Here is an 18,435-nt window from a genome sequence, read left to right on the forward strand (position 1 = left end):
GGCCGGGAACACGCGCGGGGGCTGCCGCGCTGGCCGCAGGCATGACCACCGCACAGCTCAGCGATACGTTCACCTTCGGCGGGGACCTCCCCGTGCACCGGCTCGGCTACGGCGCGATGCAGCTCCCCGGCCCCGGCGTCTGGGGCGAGCCGGCCGATCGCGCCGCCGCCGTCCGCGTCGTGCAGGCCGCGGTCGAGCAGGGCGTCGACTTCATCGACACCGCCGACTCCTACGGCCCCGAGGTCAGCGAGCAGATCATCGCCGAGGCGCTGCACCCCTACGCCGACGGTCTGGTCATCGCGACCAAGGCGGGGCTGACCCGCCAGGGCCCCGGCATCTGGACGCCGGTCGGCCGGCCGGCGTACCTCAAGCAGCAGGTGGAGCTCTCGCTGCGCCACCTGAAGCTCGAGCGGATCGACCTGATCCAGCTGCACCGCATCGACGCCGAGGTGCCGCTGGCCGACCAGCTCGGCGCCTTCGCCGAGCTCAAGGAGCAGGGCAAGGTGCGGCACATCGGCGTCTCCGAGGTGTCGGTGGAGGAGCTGAGGGCCGCGCGGGAGATCACCGAGATCGTCAGCGTGCAGAACCTCTACAACCTCACCAACCGGCAGAGCCAGGACGTGCTGGACTACGCCACCGCCGAGGGCATCGCCTTCATCCCGTGGTTCCCGATCGCGACCGGCGACCTGGCCTCGCCCGACAGCCCGGTCGCCGACATCGCCCGCGAGCTCGACGCCACGCCGTCCCAGGTGGCGCTGGCCTGGCTGCTGCAGAAGTCGCCGGTCATCCTCCCGATCCCCGGCACCAAGTCCGTCGACCACCTGACCGAGAACCTCGGTGCGGCGCGCGTGACCCTCTCCGACGAGGACATGACCCGCCTGGACGCGCTGGCCTGATCCCGCTCCGCTCCCGAGTGCGACGGACTGGTGGCCATCGAAGCCTGATGGCCACCAGTTCGTCGCATTCGGGCCGAGCGGCCTCGGCGCCGGTGTGGGCCATTGGTCGCGGTGTCGCCCAGTGGGGCGACAATGTCACCGTGGACGCCGAGGACTTCCGACAGATCAAGGCCGCCGTTCGTCAGCTCGTGCGCGAGGAGGTCATCCCGCTCGAGGAACGCATCGAGGACGAGGACCGCATCCCCGACGAGCTGCGCGCGCAGATCGCCGAGATGGGGCTGTTCGGGTACGCGCTGCCCGAGGAGTACGGCGGGCTCGGCGTCGGCATGGCCGAGGACGTGCAGCTGGCCATGGAGTTCGGCTACACGACCCCGGCGTTCCGCTCGCTGTTCGGCACGAACAACGGCATCGCCGGGCAGGTGATCGCCAAGTTCGGCAGCGAGGAGCAGAAGAAGAAGTACCTGCCAGGGCTGGCCGCTGGAGAGCTGATCGGCTCCTTCGCGCTCACCGAGGCCGAGGCCGGCTCCGACCCCGCCGGGCTGCGCACCTCCGCCCGCCGCGACGGCGACTCCTGGGTCATCAACGGCAGCAAGCGCTACATCACGAACGCCCCGCTCGCGGACCTGTTCATGGTGTTCGCGCGCACCAACCCGGAGGAGAAGGGCGGCCGCGGAATCTCCAGCTTCGCGGTGGAGACCTCCACGCCCGGCGTCACGGTGGGTCCGAAGGACAAGAAGATGGGGCAGTCCGGTGCCTGGACCGCGGAGGTCTTCTTCGACGACGTCCGGGTGCCCGCCGAGGCGCTGATCGGCGAGGAGGGCCGCGGCTACGCCAAGGCGCTCACCGTGCTCTCCCGGGGGCGGCTGCACATCGCCGCGCTGTGCGTCGGCATGGCCCAGCGGGTCCTCGACGAGTCGGTGGCCTACGCGGCGACGGCGAAGCAGGGCGGTGCGCCCATCGGCCGGTTCCAGCTGGTGCAGGCGATGCTCGCCGACATGCACGCCGAGGTCCTCGCGGGCCGCAGCATGGTGCGGGAGGTCGCCGAGCGCTACGACAGCGGCGAGGACATGTCCATCGGCCCGTCGTCGGCGAAGCTCTTCTGCACCGAGATGGTGGCCCGCGCGACCGACAACGCCGTCCAGATCCACGGCGGCATGGGCTACCTGCGCACCACGCCGGTCGAGCGCTTCTACCGCGACGCCCGGCTGTTCCGTCTCTACGAGGGCACCAGCGAGGTCCAGCGGGTCATCATCGGCGGTGGGCTGCTGCGCGAGGCAGGCATGCCTCGTGGCTGAGCGCCTCGAGCTGTCGGCCGAGCAGCGCGTGGTTCGCCGGGACGCCGTCGCGGAGCTCGGCCACGCGCTGCGGGAGCTGGTCGACGCCGCCGTCCGCACCGAGGTGCCACCGGACCGTCTCGCCGCGGCCACCCGGGCGGCCCGGCAGCTCACCGGGCTGCTGTCCGACGACCTCCGCGAGGTGCACGAGATCGCGACGGTGGACGACCCGGCGACCGGCGAGCGCTGGTACAGCCCCGTCTACGGCCCGGGGAGCCCGGTGGCGCCGCCCATGGTGGTGGAGGACCTGCCGGCGGAGCGCCGCTGCGTCGGCAGGGTGACGGTCGGCAAGCAGCACGAGGGCCCACCCGGCCTGGTGCACGGCGGCGTCGTCGCCACCCTGCTCGACCACGTGCTCGCCCGGTCGGCGCGCGCAGCCGGTCACGGCGGACTGACCGCCACGCTGACCGTCTCCTACCGCCGCCCGGTGCACCTGGGCGTGCCGCTCGTGGTCACCGGCGAGCTGGTCTCGGTCGAGGGCCGCCGGGCCACGGCCACCGCACGCCTGGTGGCCGAGGACGCCCCGGAGATCACGCTGGCCGAGGGCGAGGCGACACTCGTCGCCCTGCGCGCCGATCGCGCCTCGGAGGTCTTCTCCCGGACCGGCCGCGACGTGGGGGCCTGGACCAGCCGGTCCTGAGCCGGGGCCCGCGGGTCTCAGTCGGCCCGCGGGCCGGGCACGTTCGCCGGGTCGCCGGCGGGGTCGAGCACCGGGCCGGATGCGGGCCGCAGCAGCGCGCCGGGCCCGCCGGTGCCGGCGCCCAGCGCGGCGACGAACTGGCGCAGCACGTCGTCGCTGCGGTGGACCGGCGCCCAGTCCAGCAGCGTGCGGGCGCGGTTGGTGTCCATCGCCGGCAGCGAGGTGCCCATGTCCAGCCAGCCGGGCTCGGTGGGCACCAGGTGCGCGGCGAAGGCAGCCTGCAGGGACACGCGCAGGGCGATCGCGGGGACCGGTATCCGGCGGGTGCCGAGTGCCGTGGCGATCCCGCCGGCGTCCAGGACCGGCTCGGCCGCGATGTTGAACGGTCCGGGCACCCGGCGGTCGACGATCCGCTCGAGCGCGTCGGCGACGTCGTCGGCGTGCACGAAGGACACCGCGACGGCCGGGAGCGGTAGAGGCAGCAGCCGGGCCAGCGCGCCGGGGAGCTGACGGGCGGCAGCGAAGAGGAGGGGCCCCAGGAAGTAGCGGCCGATCTCGCTGCCCGCCGCCGGCTGGAGCACGAGCGTGGGCCGCGCGACCGACAGCACCGTGGGTGACCGGTGCGCGAGGACCTGGCGGACGACGCGCTCGGCCTCGCTCTTGTCGCGGCTGTACTGCGAGCTGGGGACGCCGGTGGTCGGCCAGTCCTCGGTGACCCTGTGCCCGACGGCGCCGGCGGTGTATGCGCCGATCGACGACATGTGCAGGAACTGCTGCACGCCGGCGGCCTTCGCGGCCCGGGCCACCCGCCAGGAGCCGTCGACGTTCACCCGGTGCAGCCGCTCGGGCTCGCGGCCGGGCTGCAGGGCCCAGGCGAGGTGGATCACGACGTCCGCGCCGTCCATGAACTCCGCCAGGACGGTCTCGCTGGCGGGCTCCCCGAGGTCGGCGGAGAACCAGCGGACGCCGTCGTAGGGCGCCACCTCCGGCGGCAGCCGGCGGGCCAGGCCGCGCACCTCCGCGACGCCGCTGCCCGGTGCGGTCAGCCGCCGCAGCAGCGCCGTCCCGACGTTGCCGCTCGCGCCGGTGACGGCCACGGTGGCGCCCTGCAGGTGCCCGGGGGAGAAGTCAGCCATGACCTGCCGCTACCCGGTCGGGTCGCTGCGAACCGGGGCTCTCCCAGGGTCGCGGGGACGCGGACCGGCTCCGGGCGTACCGGGTCACGCCGGGCCGAGAGCTGCGGTCCCCGCCGGGCCCGGCGAGCCGTCCTTGAGCTCGACGAAGAGCACGCGGGTCTCCGTCTCCCCGATGTTCTCGCCCGAGTGCTCCTGGGCGGGCAGCCAGCCGGTCAGGCCGGCCGGCATGTCGACGTCGCGGTGGACATCCCCGGAGTGCAGCCGCCGCCGGAACGAGGTGAGCGTGTGCATCACGCTGTCCGGATGCGCGTGCGGTGTCGTCCGGTCGCCGGGGCGGTCGGAGTACTGCAGCACGCGCACCCGGTCGTTCTCGAACACCACGGAGTAGTGCTCGGGGTTCGTCAGCACCGGGTCGAGGGTCATGCCCGCTCACTGTGCTCCGGCGGACGGTCGTGGACCAGGGTCCCGGGCGTCCCGTCAGGCGGAGACGGGGGAGGGTGCCGCGACGTCGTCGTCCAGGGCCTGGCCGCGGCGTTCGGGCAGACCCCACGTGGCCAGCGCGCCGAGGACGAAGAACGCGGCGAAGATGCCGAACACCAGGCCGGTGCCCCCCATGTCGACCAGGCGCGGCACGGCCAGCGGCGCGGCGATGGACGCCAACCGGCCGAAGCCCGCCGCGGCGCCGGTACCGGTGGCCCGCAGCACGGTCGGGTAGACCTCCGGCGTCACCGCGTAGAGCGCGCCCCACGCCCCGAGGTTGAAGAACGACAGCACCATCCCGGTGACCAGGACGGTGGTGTCGCTGTCGGCCGCGGCGAACAGCCCGGCGCCCAGGGCCGACCCGGCGAGGAACGTGGCCAGCGTGGCCCGCCGTCCCCACTTCTCGATCAGGAACGCGGCCGCGGCGTACCCCGGCAGCTGGGCCAGCGTGATGACGAGGGTGTACCCGAACGACTTGGTCAGCGTGAAGCCGTCCGCGACCAGCAGGGACGGCAGCCAGATGAACGCGCCGTAGTACGCGAAGTTGATGCTGAACCAGACCGTCCACAGCGCAGCGGTCCGGGCCCGGGTGCCGACCGCCCAGACCGCCCAGGGGCGCGGCGCGACGACCGGTGCCGGGGGCGGCGACGGGACGGCTGCCACGCCGGCCGACTGCTCGAAGCGCCGCACCGCCGCCTCGGCCTCCTCCACCCGCCCGCGGGTCTCCAGGAAGCGCACCGACTCGGGCAGCCCCCAGCGGACGACGGCGGCGTAGAGCGCCGGGAGGGCACCGATGGCGAGCGCCCACCGCCAGCCCTCGTCGCTGCGCGGGACGACGAAGAAGCCGATCAGCGCGGCCATGGTCCAGCCGACCGCCCAGAACGCCTCCAGCCAGACGACCACCCGGCCGCGGACGCGCGCCGGGGCGAACTCGCTCACCAGCGTCGAGGCCACCGGGAGCTCGGCGCCGAGGCCGAGCCCGACGAGGAAGCGGAAGACCAGGAGCGCGCCGACCGACCAGGACAGTGCGGCCGCACCGGTCGCGAGCCCGAACACGAGCAGGGTGATCGCGAAGACCTGGCGCCGGCCGATCCGGTCGGCGAGCAGCCCGCCCAGGGTGGCGCCCAGGGCCATGCCGACGAAGCCGATGGAGGCGATCCAGGACAGCTCGGAGGAGGTGATGTCCCACTGCTGCTGGGTGGCCAGCGCCGCGAGGACGAAGGAGATCAGCCCGACGTCCATGGCGTCCAGCGCCCAGCCCAGACCGGAGCCGAAGACCAGCCGGCCGTGCTCGCGGGTGAAGGGCAGCCGGTCGAGCCGCTCGGCCCGGGTCGCGGGGGAGGTCGTCGCCGTCATGCCGTCAGTCTGCCGAGGACCCCGCCCGTCGGCTCGCGCTGGGCCTGCACGGCCACGGCTCTACCCGAACGCCCACGCCGCCATGAGCGGGAACTCGTCGCGCCAGAACACGTCGCCGTGCGACCCGGGGCGCTCCGTCATCACGACGTCCGCTCCGGCGTCGTCGAGCGCCCGAGCCCAGCGCAGTGCGTTGTCGCGGAAGAACGGCTCCTGCGTGCCGGCGACCAGGTACGCACGGGGGAGCGGCCTCGGCATGGTCACGGGCGGTCGGTAGCCCCCACCCGGTGAGGCGCAGAAGACCGCTCCGTAGACGTCGGGGTGCCGGAGGCCGAGGGCGAGTGCGAGCTCGCCACTGGCCGAGGCACCGCAGACCGAGGTGCGCACCGCGGGCAGCGCGACGTCGAAGCGGGACCGCACCCAACGTCGGACGTCGCCGACGAAGAACTCCTCGTGCGCCGCGAACCGTTCCGGGTCGAAGCCCGGTGAGTACTCGTGGAGCCGGAGTGTCTCGTCGGCGAGGCCGTGGACGCCGATGATCATCGTGGGTGGTACGTCCGCCGCCTCCAGGAGGGCGCCCCACGGCGCGATCAGCCGGACGTCACCGGCGAACACGACCGCCTCGGGTCCGCGGGGCGGTACGTACGCGGTGACCTGCCGACCACGGTCGTGGTCCAACGTCTCGGTGACCAGCGCACCGGCCATGGACGGGCCCCCGCGCCGGTCTCGGCCGGTCAGGACGCCGCCGTGCGCACGTGCGCGGTGACCAGCTGGGCGACGCGGTCGGCGGCCAGCTCGGGGATCCAGTGCGGCACGCCCTCGAGCACCTCCAGCCGGTAGGGGGCGTCGACGAAGCGCTCGGTGGCCTCGGTCGCGGTCCGGCCGAGGAACGCGTCACCGGTGCTCCACACGTGCAGCGTGGGCACGCGCACCGTTCCGACCGGGTCCCGGCCGGCCCACGGCAGCGCCCGGTACCAGCCCAGGGCCGCGGACAGCGCCCCTGGCTCCTGCATGCGGCGGACGTAGTGGTCCACGACGGCGTCGTCCAGCCCGCCGGAGCGCAGCATCCGGCGCAGCACGGCGCCGTCGCCGGCCAGCAGCAGCCGCTCCGGGATCAGCGGCAGCTGGAACACGCCCATGTAGTACGAGCGCAGCCCCTGGTCGCTGGTGACCATGGCCTTGGCCATGGCGGCGGGGTGCGGCACGGACAGGGCGGTGAGGGTGCGGACCCGGTCGGGGTGCCAGGCGCCCAGCCCCCACGCCACGATGCCGCCCCAGTCGTGACCGACGACGTGCGCGCTCTCCAGCCCGGCCGCGTCGAGCAGGGCCAGCACGTCGCCCACCGTCTCGCGGAGCCGGTAGTGCGCCCGCCCGCGCGGCCGGGCCATGGGGGAGTAGCCCCGCTGGTCCGGCGCGAGGGTGCGCAGCCCGTGCCCGTGCAGCGCCGGGGCGACGCGGTCCCAGGCGGCGGAGTCCTGCGGGAAGCCGTGCAGCAGGACGACGGGCTCGCCGTCCCCGGGACCGGCGTCCCGGACGTCGAAGGTCAGGCCGTCGCGGCGGAAGCTGTCCATCCGACGACTCTGCTCCTCGGCGGAGCGATGCGCACGGGGTGGTCCCCCCGCGTCCGGTGCGGGCGCGGGCCGCGACGGTCAGGGACGATGGGGCGGTGACCTCCCCTTCTCCCGAGATGATCGTGCTGGTCGACGACGACGGCCGGGCCATCGGCACGATGCCCAAGCCGCTGGTGCACCACGGGGAGACACCGCTGCACCGCGCCTTCTCCGCGTACCTGTTCGACGACGCCGGCCGGTTGCTGGTCACCCGGCGGGCGGACGGGAAGCAGACGTTCCCGGGCATGTGGACCAACACCGTCTGCGGCCACCCCGGACCGGACGAGGACGACGACGCCGCGATCGCCCGCCGGGCCGCCTTCGAGCTCGGCCTGCGGGTCAGCGAACTCCGGCCGGCCCTGCCCGGCTACCGCTACCGGGCCGAGTTCCGCGGGGTCGTGGAGAACGAGATCTGCCCCGTCTACCTGGGGCGGTACGCCGGCTCGCCGGCACCCGACCCGACCGAGGTCGGCGCGTGGGAGGTGCTCGACTGGGCGGCGTTCCGCCGCCGGCAGGAGACCGAGGGTGACGCGTGGTCGCCGTGGTGCCGGGAGCAGGCCCGGATGATCGAGGACGCCGGCCTGCTGCCCACTGCCTGACGGCAGGTAGTTCCAGCGACACGCCTGGTGAGCGCTTCCCGTCACGCAGCGGAGCCCTCCGGATGCGCTGCGAACGGCTGCGGCGCGTCGTCCCCGAGCTGCACCGGGGAGCCGCTGCGCCCTGCCTAGCGTCGCGCGCATGGACCGACGAGGGTTCCTGCTGACGCTCGCCGCAGGGCTCGCCGTGGCCGCCACCGGTCGGGGGGCGGTCACGGGCACGCGCGCCGGCGAGGGCGTGCCCGTCGCGGCGCCGACGGGCCTGCCGCCGTCCCCCGTGGCGGCCGTGGAGGTGCCCGCCCGGCCGGTCGCTCCGGCAGAGGTGGTCACCGCGTTGCCCGGCGCGGGCAACGGGCTGGCGCTGACCATCGACGACGGCACGAACAGCGAGGTCGTCGCGGCCTTCGCCACCCTCGCCGTCGACGCCGGCGTCCGGCTCACCTTCTTCCCCAACGGGCGCTACCGGTCGTGGGCGGAGAACGCCGCCGTCCTCCGCCCGCTCGCCGAGTCCGGTCAGGTGGCGTTCGGCAACCACACGTGGTCCCACCCCGACCTCACGCGCCTGGGCGACGCCGAGATCGCCGAGGAGATCCGCCGCAACCAGCAGTTCCTCCGCACGACACTCGGCGTCGTCGACACCCCGTTCCTCCGCCCGCCGTTCGGCGCCCACGACGAGCGGACCGACCGGATAGCGGCCGACCTCGGTCACCCGACGATCGCGATGTGGAACGGCACGCTCGGCGATTCGCGGGTCCTCACCGGCGCGGAGCTGGTCGGCTACGCGCGCGAGTGGTTCACCCCGCAGACCATCGTGGTCGGCCACGCCAACCACCCGACCGTGACCACCGTGTACGGCGAGCTGCTGGACCTGATCCGCGAGCGGCAGCTGCGCACGGTCACCCTGGCCGACGTCTGGGCGCCGCCGTCGTCGTCCTTCCGGGGCGCGGTGGCCACCGGCCACGTCGGGAGCTGACCCCGGCCGGCTCCGACCTGCGACCGGTGCGGTTCTCGGCGAGGCTGGGGGAGTCGATCGAACCATGGACTGGAGGACCGGATGCAGGAGTCGCTGAAGGGGCGCGTCGCGCTCGTCACGGGAGCCGCGAGCGGACTGGGCCGCGCCACGGCCGTGGCGCTGGCCGAGGCCGGAGCGCACGTGGCGATCGCGGACATCGACGCAACCGGCAGCGAGGAGACCGGCCGTCTGGTGACCGACGCCGGCGGCAGCGCCGAGGTGGTGGCCCTGGACGTCACCGACGACGAGAGCCGGCGCACCGTGGTCGGCGGCCTCTTCGACGCCCACGGCGACAGCTTCGACATCCTCGTCAACGTCGCGGGCATCGACCGGCCGGGCTACATCACCGACATCGACCTCGCCGACTACCGGCGGGTGCAGGCGGTGAACTTCGAAGGCCCCGTCTTCCTCACCAGCGAGTTCACCAAGCGGGTGCAGCACCTGCCGGAGGGGCGCACGGCGGACGTCGTCCACATCGTGTCGCTGTCGGCGATCACCTCGGGCAGCGGCGCCATCGCCTACAACGGCTCGAAGGCCGGCTTCCTCAACGCGACCAGGTGCATCCAGCGCGAGCTGCGGGAGAAGGCCGTGACGCAGCCCGACGGCACCGAGCGCCCCTTCCCGTGCCGGGTGCAGTCGGTCATCCCGGCGGCCATGGACACGCCGATGATGGAGCAGTGGGGCATCCCCTCCCACCTGATGATGCCGCCGTCGGCGGTGGCCGAGATGGTGCGCACCCTCGTGCTGCTGCACCCGTCGGCGTTCGTGCCCGAGATGCAGATCGTGCCGCGTCTCGAGCCCAACTTCCCTCGTTGAGCCCGGCGGGGGTGGGCGACGTGAGCATGGCCGGACCGGACGGGAGCGACCCGGAGGACAGGACGACGGTCGCCTCCGATGATGCGCTCGGGCACGGGTCCCGCCTGGGCCCCGGGGACCTCGCGCCCGACGAGGAGCGACTGCTGGCCGCCCTGGAGCGGGACGCGCGTGGGCTGCCCGAGATCCCCGTGCGGGACACGATCCCTGAGGTCAAGGCCAGCGAGCGGAAGGCACCGGCGCCGGACAACGGGTTGACCCCGTTGTTCGCCGCGCCCGACCTGGAGGACTGAGGGCTAGGGCCGGCAGGGGCGGACGCAGGCCGCGACGAGCGCGACGTCGTCCTCGGCGCCGTCGGGCAGCAGCCGTCCCAGCAGGGCGTCGCACAGCTCGCCGACCGGGCGGCTCCCCAGCTCGGCCAGCGCCCCGGCGAGCAGCTCGACTCCGTCGTCGAAGATCTGGTCGCGGCGCTCGACGAGCCCGTCGGTGTAGAGCAGCAGAGTGCTGCCGGGCTGGAGCAGCACCTGCTGCTCGGTGCGCGGCCGCGAGGCGTCGACGCCGAGGAGCAGGCCGGGCCGGGGCTTGTCCAGCACCTGCACGCGACCGTCGGGACCGCGGAGCAGCGGGGGGAGGTGGCCGGCGCTGGCCCAGCGCAGCAGGGTGGCGCCGTCGGCCCCCTCGGGCCGCTCGAGCCGGCCCACCAGCACGGTGGCCAGGGCTCCGAGGCCGAGCCCCGCGATCGCCCCGTCGAGCTGCGTGAGGAGCCCGGCCGGACCGGCGCTGCCGGAGTAGGCGATGCCGCGGAGCAGGCCGCGCAGCTGGCCCATCGTAGCCGCCGCGTGGCTGTCGTGGCCGGCCACGTCGCCGATGACCAGGATGGTCGAGCCGTCGGGCAGGTCGAACACGTCGTACCAGTCGCCCCCCACCTGCGCCTCGCGCGCGGCGGGCACGTAACGGACGGCGAGCTCGAAGCCGGCCGGCTGCACCGGCTCGGTGAGCAGGCTGCGCTGCAGCGTCTCCGCGGCCCGCACGACGCTGCGCGAGCGGGCGTACAGCGCCTCCAGCAGATGGGTGCGCAGCTCGGTCGCCTCGGCCACCTGCTCGGGCGTCCACGGCTCCGACCGCCCGCGCACGGACTCGCGCCAGCGCTCGAAGGACTTGCGGGGGCTGAGCCGGATCTCGTCGCCCTCGCGCTCGGCGATGGCCTTGTTGTGCGGATCGCCGCCCCAGTCGATGTGCCGCACCGACTCGCCGCGGAGCCACATCACGAACTGCCCCTCGGGCAGCGGCAGCACGAGGGCGCCGCAGGCCAGCTCCTCGGGCGCGCCCAGCTGCGGCGCGTCCCGGTGCAGCGACTCGGTGGCGACGACGTCGTCCTCCCGGCCCGCGGCCCAGGCGGCGACCGCCTCGGCGACGTCGAGGGGGATCTCGCTCCCGGCCGCGCGCGTCCGCCCCTGGAGGCGGACGACGACGCCGTCGGCGGGCAGCAGGTCGAGCAGGCTGGGGGAGCCGAGCAGGGTGTCGGTGAGCGTGCGGTCCTCGTCCAGGGCGGCCGCGGTCAGGGAGGTCAGCGTCGAGCGCACCCGGAGGGCGCGGCGCACCTCCTCCTCCTGGGCGCGGTCCACCAGGCGCAGCGAGAGCGTCGAACCGAGGAACTCCGCCGCGGCACGGGTGGCGTACGGCGGGGCGTGCGGGCCGCTGTAGTGGTGGCAGGCGATGAGGCCCCACAGCTTGTCGTCCCGAAGCAGCGAGATGGACATCGAGGCGCGGACGCCCATGTTGTGCAGGTACTCGACGTGGATCGGCGACACGCTGCGCAGCGTGGAGAAGGTCATGTCCAGCGGCCGGCCACTGGTCGGGTGATCGGTCGGCCGGACCGGCGAGGGCACGTAGTCCACGTCGGAGATCAGCCGGATCCAGTTCTTCTCGTACAGGGCCCGCGCCTGGGCGGGGATGTCCGAGGCCGGGTAGTGCAGGCCCAGGAAGGAGTTGAGCCCGTCGAGCTTGGCCTCGGCCACGACTTCGCCGTTGTAGTCGGCGTCGTAGCGGTAGACCATCACCCGGTCGAAGCCGGTGAGGCCCCGCACCGCCTGGGCGGTGATGTCGTACAGCTCCTGGAGCGAGGAGGCCCGGTTGAGGTCGGCGATCGTCCCGCGCACCGCCTGGTAGGTGTTCGGGAAGGAGAACGGCCGCGGTCCGCGCGCCGGCTCCAGCTCCACCACGAGGCTGGTGCTCGGCGTGCCGCCGGTGGCACCACCCCGGCCGCGGGGCAGCTCGCCCTCGACGATCGCCCGGTGCAGCAGGGCGTCGACCGGCACCTGCTCGCCGCGGACGTCGAGGGTGACCTCGACCGGGTTGCGCTCGCGCAGGTCGCCGAAGGCGCTCGCGGAACGGATCACGGCGCCGGCGGCGGCGGCGCCCAGGACGTCGGCCAGCGGGCGGCCCAGCGCCTCCTGCCAGGGCACGCCGGTCAGTTGTTCGAGGTTCTCCGACGCCTGCTCGACCACGTGGTGGGGATCGCTGACGGCGAGGAGCACCCCGCGCGGCTGGATGCTGCCCGGCACGTGGATGGGCTCGCGCTCGCAGTTGCTGAGGTCGACCGGGGTCCCTGGTGCCAGGAAGTCGATCTCCGGGGCGCCGGTCATGCCGGGAGGCCGGTCATCGCGGCTGGCCGGCACCAGCCGGCCAGCGCCGCGAACGTCGTGCGCGCCGCCCCGAGCATCGCGCCCGCGTCGCCGCCCTCGGCCACGCGCGCCCGGGTGACCCGGCGGAAGGCCGCCCACATGGCGCCGGTCTCGCTGCCGTAGGGGGAGAAGGCGCGGATCGGAACGCCGGCCAGTTCGGGCAGCCCGGCCAGGTGCCGGTCGATGAAGACCCCGCCGAGCGTCGACCCTTCGAGCACGTACATCCGGCCCAGGGCCTCGTCCGTGCCCGGGACCGGCGGGAGCAGCGGGAACCGGTCCGACGCCCGCGATCCCAGCCCGCGCAGGTCGGCCGCGAAGAGGGATGCGCGACGCCGGCGTGGCCAGTCGACCCGCTCCGCGTCGGCCGGGCAGCGGACCGCCCACTCGTCGAGACCGGCCTCGGCCGCGCGCCAGAAGCCGTGCATCGCGTCCAGCACCTGCGCGAGGCGGTGCCGGCTCAGCGACGGGTCGAGCAGGTCGAGGGTGCGTTCGACGTCCTCGTGCTCGGCGGCGGTGCCCACCCGGAGCAGGCGCAGCACGTCCTCGTCGGTGCCGCGGTCGTCCCGGAGCGCAGCGTGGTCACCTGCAGCCATCCCGATGAGGGTAGGTCGCATCCGTCGTGGTCGTCGGGTGAGGGTGGGCCGCCCCCTGTGCGGAGTTCCTCAGCAGGCGCGCCGGCGCGAAGGTGCCGGGCCCGTACCTGCGTCCCTGGCCCTCGGAGCCCGGACCTCCTAGCGTTCCGGGGTGCTCGAGCACGCACCCGGAGGGAGGCCGCTTGCTGCAGCAGACCCTGCTCGCCGCGTCCCGTCGGCCGGGGCTGCGCCGCGCCGTCGTCGCCCACCCGGCCACCCGCCGGGTCGTCGACCGCTTCGTCGCCGGCGAGACCCTGGACGACGCGCTCGCGGCCGTCCACGCGCTCGCCGCCGACGGCCTCGCGGTGACCCTCGATCACCTGGGTGAGGACGTCACCGACCGGGCGGAGGCGGTCCGCAGCCGCGACGCCTGCCTGCGCGCGCTCGACGGCCTGGCGTCGTTCGGCCTCGGCCCGGCCGCCGAGGTGTCGGTCAAGCTGTCGGCCTTCGGTCAGGCGCTGCCCGGCGGTCACGACGTCGCCCTGGAGCTGGTCCGCCCGGTCGTCGAGGCGGCGTCGGCGCTGGGCACCACGGTGACCCTCGACATGGAGGAATCGGCCACCGTCGACTCCACGCTGGCGGCGCTCGCCGACCTGCGCAGGCAGCATCCCGGCACCGGTGCGGTGCTGCAGGCCATGTTGTTCCGCAGCGAGGCGGACGCCGAGGCGCTGGCGTCGCCCGGCTCCCGGGTACGGCTGGTCAAGGGGGCCTACGACGAGCCGGCGACCGTCGCGCACCGGCGCAGGAAGGACGTCGACGCCGCATACGTCCGCTGCCTCCGGTTGCTCATGGCCGGCCCGGGCCATCCGATGATCGGCTCGCACGACCCCGCGTTGGTGGCGCGGGCGCACGAGCTGGCCGCTCAGCACTCACGGTCCGCGGACTCGTGGGAGGTCCAGATGCTCTACGGCATCCGCCCCGAGGAGCAGCGGCGGCTGGCCGCCGCGGGCACCACCGTCCGGGCCTACGTGCCCTACGGCGCCGACTGGTACGGCTACTTCATGCGCCGTCTGGCCGAGCGCCCGGCCAACGTCGCCTTCTTCCTCCGCTCGCTGCTCACGAGGTCCTGAGAGGTACCGCCATGGATGCCGTCACCCGTGTTCCCGCCCCGCGCAACGAGCCGGTCCTCGACTACGCGCCCGGTTCGGCCGAGCGCGAGGCCCTCGGGCGCCGGCTGGCCGAACTCGCCGCCGCGCCGATCGAGCTGCCCCTGACCGTCGGCGGACGGCAGCGCATGGCCGGTGGGGAGCGGTTCGACGTCGTGCAGCCGCACCGGCACGCCGCCGTCCTGGGCTGCTCGGCCCATGCCACGCACGCCGACGCGGAGGAGGCGGTCCGGTGCGCGAAGGAGGCTGCTCCCGGGTGGCAGGAGCTGTCGTTCGACGACCGCGCCGCCGTCTTCCTCAAGGCCGCCGACCTGCTGGCCGGCCCCTGGCGGCAGACGCTCAACGCGGCCACGATGCTCGGTCAGAGCAAGACCGCCTACCAGGCCGAGATCGACAGCGCCTGCGAGCTCGTCGACTTCTGGCGCTGGAACGTCCACTTCGCCCGCGAGTTGCTCGCCGAGCAGCCGGTGTCGTCGAACGGCGTGTGGAACCGGGTCGACCACCGTCCGCTCGAGGGCTTCGTCTACGCGGTCACGCCGTTCAACTTCACCGCGATCGCCGGCAACCTGCCGACCGCCCCGGCGCTGATGGGCAACACCGTCGTCTGGAAGCCGTCGCCGACGCAGCAGTTCGCGGCGCACTTCGTGCTGCGGCTGCTCGAGGCCGCGGGGCTGCCCGACGGCGTGATCAACATGCTCCCCGGCGACGGGCTCGCCGTCTCCGACGTCGCGCTGGCCGACCGCGACCTGGCCGGCATCCACTTCACCGGCTCGACCACGACGTTCCAGCACCTGTGGCGGACCGTCGGCCAGAACATCGCGGGGTACCGCGGCTATCCGCGGATCGTCGGCGAGACCGGCGGCAAGGACTTCGTCGTCGCGCACCCGTCGGCCGACCTCGACGTGCTGCGCACCGCCCTGGTGCGCGGCGCCTTCGAGTACCAGGGCCAGAAGTGCTCAGCAGCGTCGCGGGCGTACGTGCCGCGCACGGTCTGGACTCGGCTGCGCGACGACCTGGTCGACGTCACCGAGTCGCTGCCGATGGGCGACGTCACCGACTTCTCGAACTTCCTGGGGGCCGTGATCGACCGGCGGTCGTTCTCGAAGCTGTCCGGCGTGCTGGACCGCGCGAAGGGCGACGACGCGCTGACCGTCGTCGCCGGCGGCACGGCGGACGACGGCGAGGGGTTCTTCGTCCGGCCGACGGTCCTCGAGGGCAGCGACCCGGGCCACGAGGTGTTCACCACCGAGTACTTCGGCCCGGTGCTCGCGGTGCACGTCTTCGAGGACGGCGACTACGACACCGTGCTGGCGCAGATGGAGTCCGCGGCGCCGTACGCGCTCACCGGCTCGATCGTCGCGCAGGACCGGTCGGCGATCGCGCACGCCCAGCGGGTCCTGCGCAACGCCGCGGGCAACTTCTACGTCAACGACAAGCCGACCGGAGCCGTCGTCGGGCAGCAGCCGTTCGGCGGAGGACGGGCCTCGGGCACCAACGACAAGGCCGGCGCCGCGCAGAACCTGCTGCGCTGGACGAGCACCCGGTCGATCAAGGAGACGTTCGTCCCGGCGACCGATCACCGCTACCCGCACATGCGCTGACCCCCGCCGGGATCAGGTCACCTGATCGTGGCGTGTCCTCCCCGACGGTGGGCGGAGAGGGAGGACGCGCGGCGACGAGGGAGGACGGCGGTCAGCGTGCGGGCCAGTGGAGGCAGCCGTCCTCGCCCAGCACCGCGCCCTCGGAGGGGCGGTGCGGCGCGAGGCGGCCGTCGGGCATCAGGTGGGTCACCGGCACACCCCGGCCCAGGACGGCGACGTCGGCGATCAGCCGCCGGTGGCACCGCCACCACACGCTCTCGCTGCACATGACCGCGACCGTCGCGGCCCCGGCGGCGGCGAGCACGTCGTCCAGTGCGGCGGCGAACTCCGGCGTCCGGGTGTGCGCGGCGTAGGCGGCGAACTGGGCGACGGTCCACCAGCCGTCCTCGACCGGAGCGTCCCTGGGCAGGCTCCGGCGGCCGCCGAGCCGGGCGTCCCACCGGTAGTCGATGCCCTGGGCGGGCAGCCACTGCTCGAGAGCTTCCCGGCGCACGTCCGGGTTGACCCGGCTGCCGGGGAAGCGGCGAACGTCGACCAGGACGGCGATCGCGGCGTCCCGCAGCGCGTCACCGAGTTCGGCGCGATCGCGTGGGCCGTGGCCCACCGTCAGCAGTGGCACAGGTCATGCCTACCCGTACGCGGCCGGGGCGGCCCGGCCGGTCATGCTCTACAGGTGAGCGAGGCAGGAATCCGGACGCCGCTGTGGCGGGGCCGCGGGATGCAGGGCCTCATGGGCGTGACCCTGCTGGGCTTCACCAGCTATTGCCTGACCCTGGCCTCCCTGCCGGCCTACGCGGTGGTCGGTGGCGCCGCGGAGAGCTCAGCCGGAGTGGTCACCGCGGTGTTCCTGCTGGCCACCATCCTCACGCAGACGGCGATCCCGGCCCTGACCGCGAGGTGCGGCACCGGTCCGGTGCTGGTCGCCGGGCTGCTGGCGATGGGGCTCCCGGCGCCGCTGTACGTGCTCGACGACAGCGTGTTCTGGATCTCCGCACTTTCCGCCGTCCGCGGGGCCGGGTTCGCCGTGCTGACCGTGCTCGGCGCCACCCTGGCGATCCGCGTGGCCCCGCGGGAACGGCGCGGAGAGGCCGTGGGTGTCTACGGCCTGGCGATCGCGATACCCAACCTCGTCGCCATCCCGGCGGGGGCCGCGCTCGTGCTGAACGGGCACGTCGGATGGCTGGCGTGGTTGTCGGCGGCGCCAGTGCTGGGCGTGGTGTTCGTGCCGATGCTGGTCGGCTCGGTGGGGCCGGAGCCCCGCCCGGGGCCCGCGGGATCCGGCCGGGCGGCCGTCCGTGCCGCGCTGGCCCCCTCGGCCGTCCTCTTCGTGGTCACCCTGGCTGGTGGTGGTCTGGTCACCTTCCTGCCCATCGAGCGCCCGGACGGAGCCGTGGCCACCGTGGCGCTGCTGGTCTTCGGCCTCGGCGCCGCGGTCACGCGCTGGGGCGCGGGGCTGCTGGCCGACCGGCTCCGCAGCCGGATGCTCCTGCCGCTGTCCTTGCTGGGTGCGGCGGCCGGGATGGTGGTCACGGCCCTCGGTCTGGGGGGTGACCGGACGTGGATCGTCGTGGGCGCGGCCCTCTGCGGCGCCGGGTTCGGCGCGGTGCAGAACCTCACCCTGCTGGCTGCGTTCCGACGAGCCGGTGAGAACGGGACGACCACGGCCAGCGCGGTGTGGAACGCCTCGTTCGACGGCGGGACCGGCACCGGTGCGCTGCTCATCGGCCTGGTGGCCGCCGGCATCGGGCTGGACTGGACCTACGTCGCCGTCGGCGTCCTGCTGACCCTGCTCTGGCCGTTGGCCTCGGTGGCAGCGCGGGAGCCCGGGGCGGCGCGACGCTGACGGCCACGGGCCCTGGCCGCTGGCCGGGCTGCTACCCGTGGGCGGCCGGCCGTCCGGGTCAGCCGGGCAGGACCGTGCGCACGCGAGCGATGAAGTCCCGGAATTCTCCCATAAACTTCTCGAGAAATGCGCGCACTGATTCGTCCAGCACTTCACCGCCTTCCCCGAACGCCTCGGGCCGGAACTGGATGTAGGCCTCCATGGCGTTGAGCTGCGGGGAATTGCAGTAGCTGAGAATGCTCTTGAGCGATTGCTGTGCGACGGCGGTTCCGATCGCCCCCGGAGATGCGCCGATCGTCGCCGAGGGCGTGTGGGCGAACGAATTGTGGCCCCACGGCCGGCTTCCCCAGTCGATGGCGTTCTTCAGTGCGCCGGGGATCGAGCGGTTGTACTCGGGGGTGACGAACAGCAGCGCATCGACGGACTCGACGGTGCGCTTCAGCTCGCGAGCTTCCGGTGGGTAGTCGGCGTCGAGGTCCCGGTTGTACAGCGGCAGCTGCCCGATGGGGATCTCGACCAACTCCAACTCGGCCGGCGCCGAGCGGATCAGAGCCGTGGCCAGGACCCGGTTGATCGATTGCCCCGAAAGGCTGCCGACGAAGTATCCGACCGTGAAAGTCACGTATTCCTCCCAGCATGACTGCGCCGTTCGACGAAGGCCTCGGTCCGGGCTCGCCACGTCGCATTCGACAGCACCGG

Annotated in this window: 19 protein-coding genes; 10 read left to right on the forward strand and 9 right to left on the reverse strand. The window is 73.9% G+C overall.

Annotated elements, in window-relative coordinates; all coding sequences use genetic code 11:
- Nucleotides 1-41: 41 nt before the first annotated feature.
- The 3 genes from RM425_RS10520 to RM425_RS10530 all read left to right on the forward strand — a co-directional run bounded on the left by RM425_RS10520 (nucleotide 42) and on the right by RM425_RS10530 (nucleotide 2,870).
- Nucleotides 42-896 carry an aldo/keto reductase gene (locus RM425_RS10520; protein ID WP_311345149.1) on the forward strand — a complete coding sequence of 285 codons (855 nt, stop codon included), beginning with the start codon at nucleotides 42-44 and terminating at the stop codon, nucleotides 894-896.
- Nucleotides 897-1,036: 140 nt separating this feature from the next.
- Nucleotides 1,037-2,191: an acyl-CoA dehydrogenase family protein gene (locus RM425_RS10525; protein WP_311345150.1), complete on the forward strand. Its 1,155-nt coding sequence runs from the start codon at nucleotides 1,037-1,039 to the stop codon at nucleotides 2,189-2,191.
- The gene (locus RM425_RS10530) at nucleotides 2,184-2,870 is read left to right on the forward strand and encodes a PaaI family thioesterase (RefSeq protein WP_311345151.1); all 687 of its coding nucleotides are present in this window, start codon (nucleotides 2,184-2,186) and stop codon (nucleotides 2,868-2,870) included. Before RM425_RS10525 ends, RM425_RS10530 begins: the two co-directional genes overlap by 8 nt.
- 17 nt (nucleotides 2,871-2,887) lie before the next feature.
- Here the strand turns inward: RM425_RS10530 and RM425_RS10535 are convergent, their stop codons facing one another.
- The 5 genes from RM425_RS10535 to RM425_RS10555 all read right to left on the reverse strand — a co-directional run bounded on the left by RM425_RS10535 (nucleotide 2,888) and on the right by RM425_RS10555 (nucleotide 7,410).
- Nucleotides 2,888-4,006 carry an NAD-dependent epimerase/dehydratase family protein gene (locus tag RM425_RS10535; protein WP_311345152.1) on the reverse strand — a complete coding sequence of 373 codons (1,119 nt, stop codon included), beginning with the start codon at nucleotides 4,004-4,006 and terminating at the stop codon, nucleotides 2,888-2,890.
- Nucleotides 4,007-4,090: 84 nt separating this feature from the next.
- Nucleotides 4,091-4,429 (reverse strand): cytoplasmic protein, encoded by a 339-nt coding sequence (locus tag RM425_RS10540; RefSeq protein ID WP_311345153.1) that lies wholly within the window; start codon nucleotides 4,427-4,429, stop codon nucleotides 4,091-4,093.
- A gap of 54 nt (nucleotides 4,430-4,483) precedes the next feature.
- Nucleotides 4,484-5,842 (reverse strand): MFS transporter, encoded by a 1,359-nt coding sequence (locus tag RM425_RS10545; protein ID WP_311345154.1) that lies wholly within the window; start codon nucleotides 5,840-5,842, stop codon nucleotides 4,484-4,486.
- A gap of 60 nt (nucleotides 5,843-5,902) precedes the next feature.
- Nucleotides 5,903-6,544, reverse strand: a complete 642-nt coding sequence (locus tag RM425_RS10550) for an alpha/beta hydrolase (RefSeq protein WP_311345155.1) — start codon at nucleotides 6,542-6,544, stop codon at nucleotides 5,903-5,905.
- Between the two features lie 29 nt (nucleotides 6,545-6,573).
- Nucleotides 6,574-7,410: an alpha/beta fold hydrolase gene (locus RM425_RS10555; RefSeq protein WP_311345156.1), complete on the reverse strand. Its 837-nt coding sequence runs from the start codon at nucleotides 7,408-7,410 to the stop codon at nucleotides 6,574-6,576.
- A gap of 95 nt (nucleotides 7,411-7,505) precedes the next feature.
- On the opposite strand from RM425_RS10555, the gene idi reads away from it, so the two are divergent.
- From idi to RM425_RS10575, 4 genes are all read left to right on the forward strand, one after another.
- A complete protein-coding gene (idi, locus tag RM425_RS10560) occupies nucleotides 7,506-8,048 on the forward strand; it encodes an isopentenyl-diphosphate Delta-isomerase (RefSeq protein ID WP_311345157.1) in 543 nt (180 codons plus the stop codon).
- A gap of 139 nt (nucleotides 8,049-8,187) precedes the next feature.
- Nucleotides 8,188-9,018 carry a polysaccharide deacetylase family protein gene (locus tag RM425_RS10565; RefSeq protein WP_311345158.1) on the forward strand — a complete coding sequence of 277 codons (831 nt, stop codon included), beginning with the start codon at nucleotides 8,188-8,190 and terminating at the stop codon, nucleotides 9,016-9,018.
- Between the two features lie 81 nt (nucleotides 9,019-9,099).
- The gene (locus tag RM425_RS10570) at nucleotides 9,100-9,873 is read left to right on the forward strand and encodes an SDR family NAD(P)-dependent oxidoreductase (protein ID WP_311345159.1); all 774 of its coding nucleotides are present in this window, start codon (nucleotides 9,100-9,102) and stop codon (nucleotides 9,871-9,873) included.
- A gap of 26 nt (nucleotides 9,874-9,899) precedes the next feature.
- Nucleotides 9,900-10,163, forward strand: coding sequence for a hypothetical protein (locus RM425_RS10575; RefSeq protein WP_311345331.1), 264 nt, complete (start codon nucleotides 9,900-9,902; stop codon nucleotides 10,161-10,163).
- A gap of 3 nt (nucleotides 10,164-10,166) precedes the next feature.
- On the opposite strand, the gene RM425_RS10580 is transcribed toward RM425_RS10575, so the two are convergent.
- Both RM425_RS10580 and RM425_RS10585 read right to left on the reverse strand, forming a co-directional pair.
- Nucleotides 10,167-12,515: a SpoIIE family protein phosphatase gene (locus RM425_RS10580; protein ID WP_311345160.1), complete on the reverse strand. Its 2,349-nt coding sequence runs from the start codon at nucleotides 12,513-12,515 to the stop codon at nucleotides 10,167-10,169.
- Entirely contained in the window at nucleotides 12,512-13,147 is a 636-nt protein-coding gene (locus RM425_RS10585) for a biliverdin-producing heme oxygenase (protein ID WP_311345161.1), read from the reverse strand. The genes RM425_RS10580 and RM425_RS10585 overlap by 4 nt, the downstream gene beginning before the upstream one ends.
- 182 nt (nucleotides 13,148-13,329) lie before the next feature.
- On the opposite strand from RM425_RS10585, the gene RM425_RS10590 reads away from it, so the two are divergent.
- Both RM425_RS10590 and pruA read left to right on the forward strand, forming a co-directional pair.
- Entirely contained in the window at nucleotides 13,330-14,256 is a 927-nt protein-coding gene (locus RM425_RS10590; RefSeq protein WP_311345162.1) for a proline dehydrogenase family protein, read from the forward strand.
- An 11-nt stretch (nucleotides 14,257-14,267) separates the two neighbouring features.
- Nucleotides 14,268-15,893 (forward strand): L-glutamate gamma-semialdehyde dehydrogenase, encoded by a 1,626-nt coding sequence (gene pruA / locus RM425_RS10595; RefSeq protein WP_311345163.1) that lies wholly within the window; start codon nucleotides 14,268-14,270, stop codon nucleotides 15,891-15,893.
- 91 nt (nucleotides 15,894-15,984) lie between these two features.
- Here the strand turns inward: pruA and RM425_RS10600 are convergent, their stop codons facing one another.
- Nucleotides 15,985-16,512 (reverse strand): DUF488 domain-containing protein, encoded by a 528-nt coding sequence (locus RM425_RS10600; protein ID WP_311345164.1) that lies wholly within the window; start codon nucleotides 16,510-16,512, stop codon nucleotides 15,985-15,987.
- A gap of 54 nt (nucleotides 16,513-16,566) precedes the next feature.
- Between RM425_RS10600 and RM425_RS10605 the strand changes: the two genes are divergently transcribed.
- Nucleotides 16,567-17,736, forward strand: coding sequence for an MFS transporter (locus tag RM425_RS10605; protein WP_311345165.1), 1,170 nt, complete (start codon nucleotides 16,567-16,569; stop codon nucleotides 17,734-17,736).
- Between the two features lie 58 nt (nucleotides 17,737-17,794).
- Here the strand turns inward: RM425_RS10605 and RM425_RS10610 are convergent, their stop codons facing one another.
- Nucleotides 17,795-18,358: an NADPH-dependent FMN reductase gene (locus RM425_RS10610; RefSeq protein WP_311345166.1), complete on the reverse strand. Its 564-nt coding sequence runs from the start codon at nucleotides 18,356-18,358 to the stop codon at nucleotides 17,795-17,797.
- Between the last annotated feature and the right edge of the window lie 77 nt (nucleotides 18,359-18,435).

Origin of the sequence: Blastococcus goldschmidtiae, from assembly GCF_031845325.1 — a bacterium.
GTDB classification, from domain to species: Bacteria; Actinomycetota; Actinomycetes; order Mycobacteriales; family Geodermatophilaceae; genus Blastococcus; species Blastococcus goldschmidtiae.

What these genes read in the sequence shown, in the direction of transcription:
- RM425_RS10520 (WP_311345149.1), top strand. Translation starts at nt 42, where the DNA reads ATGACCACCGCACAGCTCAGCGATACGTTCACCTTCGGCGGGGACCTC.
- RM425_RS10535 (WP_311345152.1), bottom strand. Translation starts at nt 4,006, where the DNA reads ATGGCTGACTTCTCCCCCGGGCACCTGCAGGGCGCCACCGTGGCCGTC.
- RM425_RS10540 (WP_311345153.1), bottom strand. Translation starts at nt 4,429, where the DNA reads ATGACCCTCGACCCGGTGCTGACGAACCCCGAGCACTACTCCGTGGTG.
- RM425_RS10545 (WP_311345154.1), bottom strand. Translation starts at nt 5,842, where the DNA reads ATGACGGCGACGACCTCCCCCGCGACCCGGGCCGAGCGGCTCGACCGG.
- RM425_RS10550 (WP_311345155.1), bottom strand. Translation starts at nt 6,544, where the DNA reads ATGGCCGGTGCGCTGGTCACCGAGACGTTGGACCACGACCGTGGTCGG.
- RM425_RS10555 (WP_311345156.1), bottom strand. Translation starts at nt 7,410, where the DNA reads ATGGACAGCTTCCGCCGCGACGGCCTGACCTTCGACGTCCGGGACGCC.
- RM425_RS10565 (WP_311345158.1), top strand. Translation starts at nt 8,188, where the DNA reads ATGGACCGACGAGGGTTCCTGCTGACGCTCGCCGCAGGGCTCGCCGTG.
- RM425_RS10570 (WP_311345159.1), top strand. Translation starts at nt 9,100, where the DNA reads ATGCAGGAGTCGCTGAAGGGGCGCGTCGCGCTCGTCACGGGAGCCGCG.
- RM425_RS10575 (WP_311345331.1), top strand. Translation starts at nt 9,900, where the DNA reads ATGGCCGGACCGGACGGGAGCGACCCGGAGGACAGGACGACGGTCGCC.
- RM425_RS10580 (WP_311345160.1), bottom strand. Translation starts at nt 12,515, where the DNA reads ATGACCGGCGCCCCGGAGATCGACTTCCTGGCACCAGGGACCCCGGTC.
- RM425_RS10585 (WP_311345161.1), bottom strand. Translation starts at nt 13,147, where the DNA reads ATGGCTGCAGGTGACCACGCTGCGCTCCGGGACGACCGCGGCACCGAC.
- pruA (WP_311345163.1), top strand. Translation starts at nt 14,268, where the DNA reads ATGGATGCCGTCACCCGTGTTCCCGCCCCGCGCAACGAGCCGGTCCTC.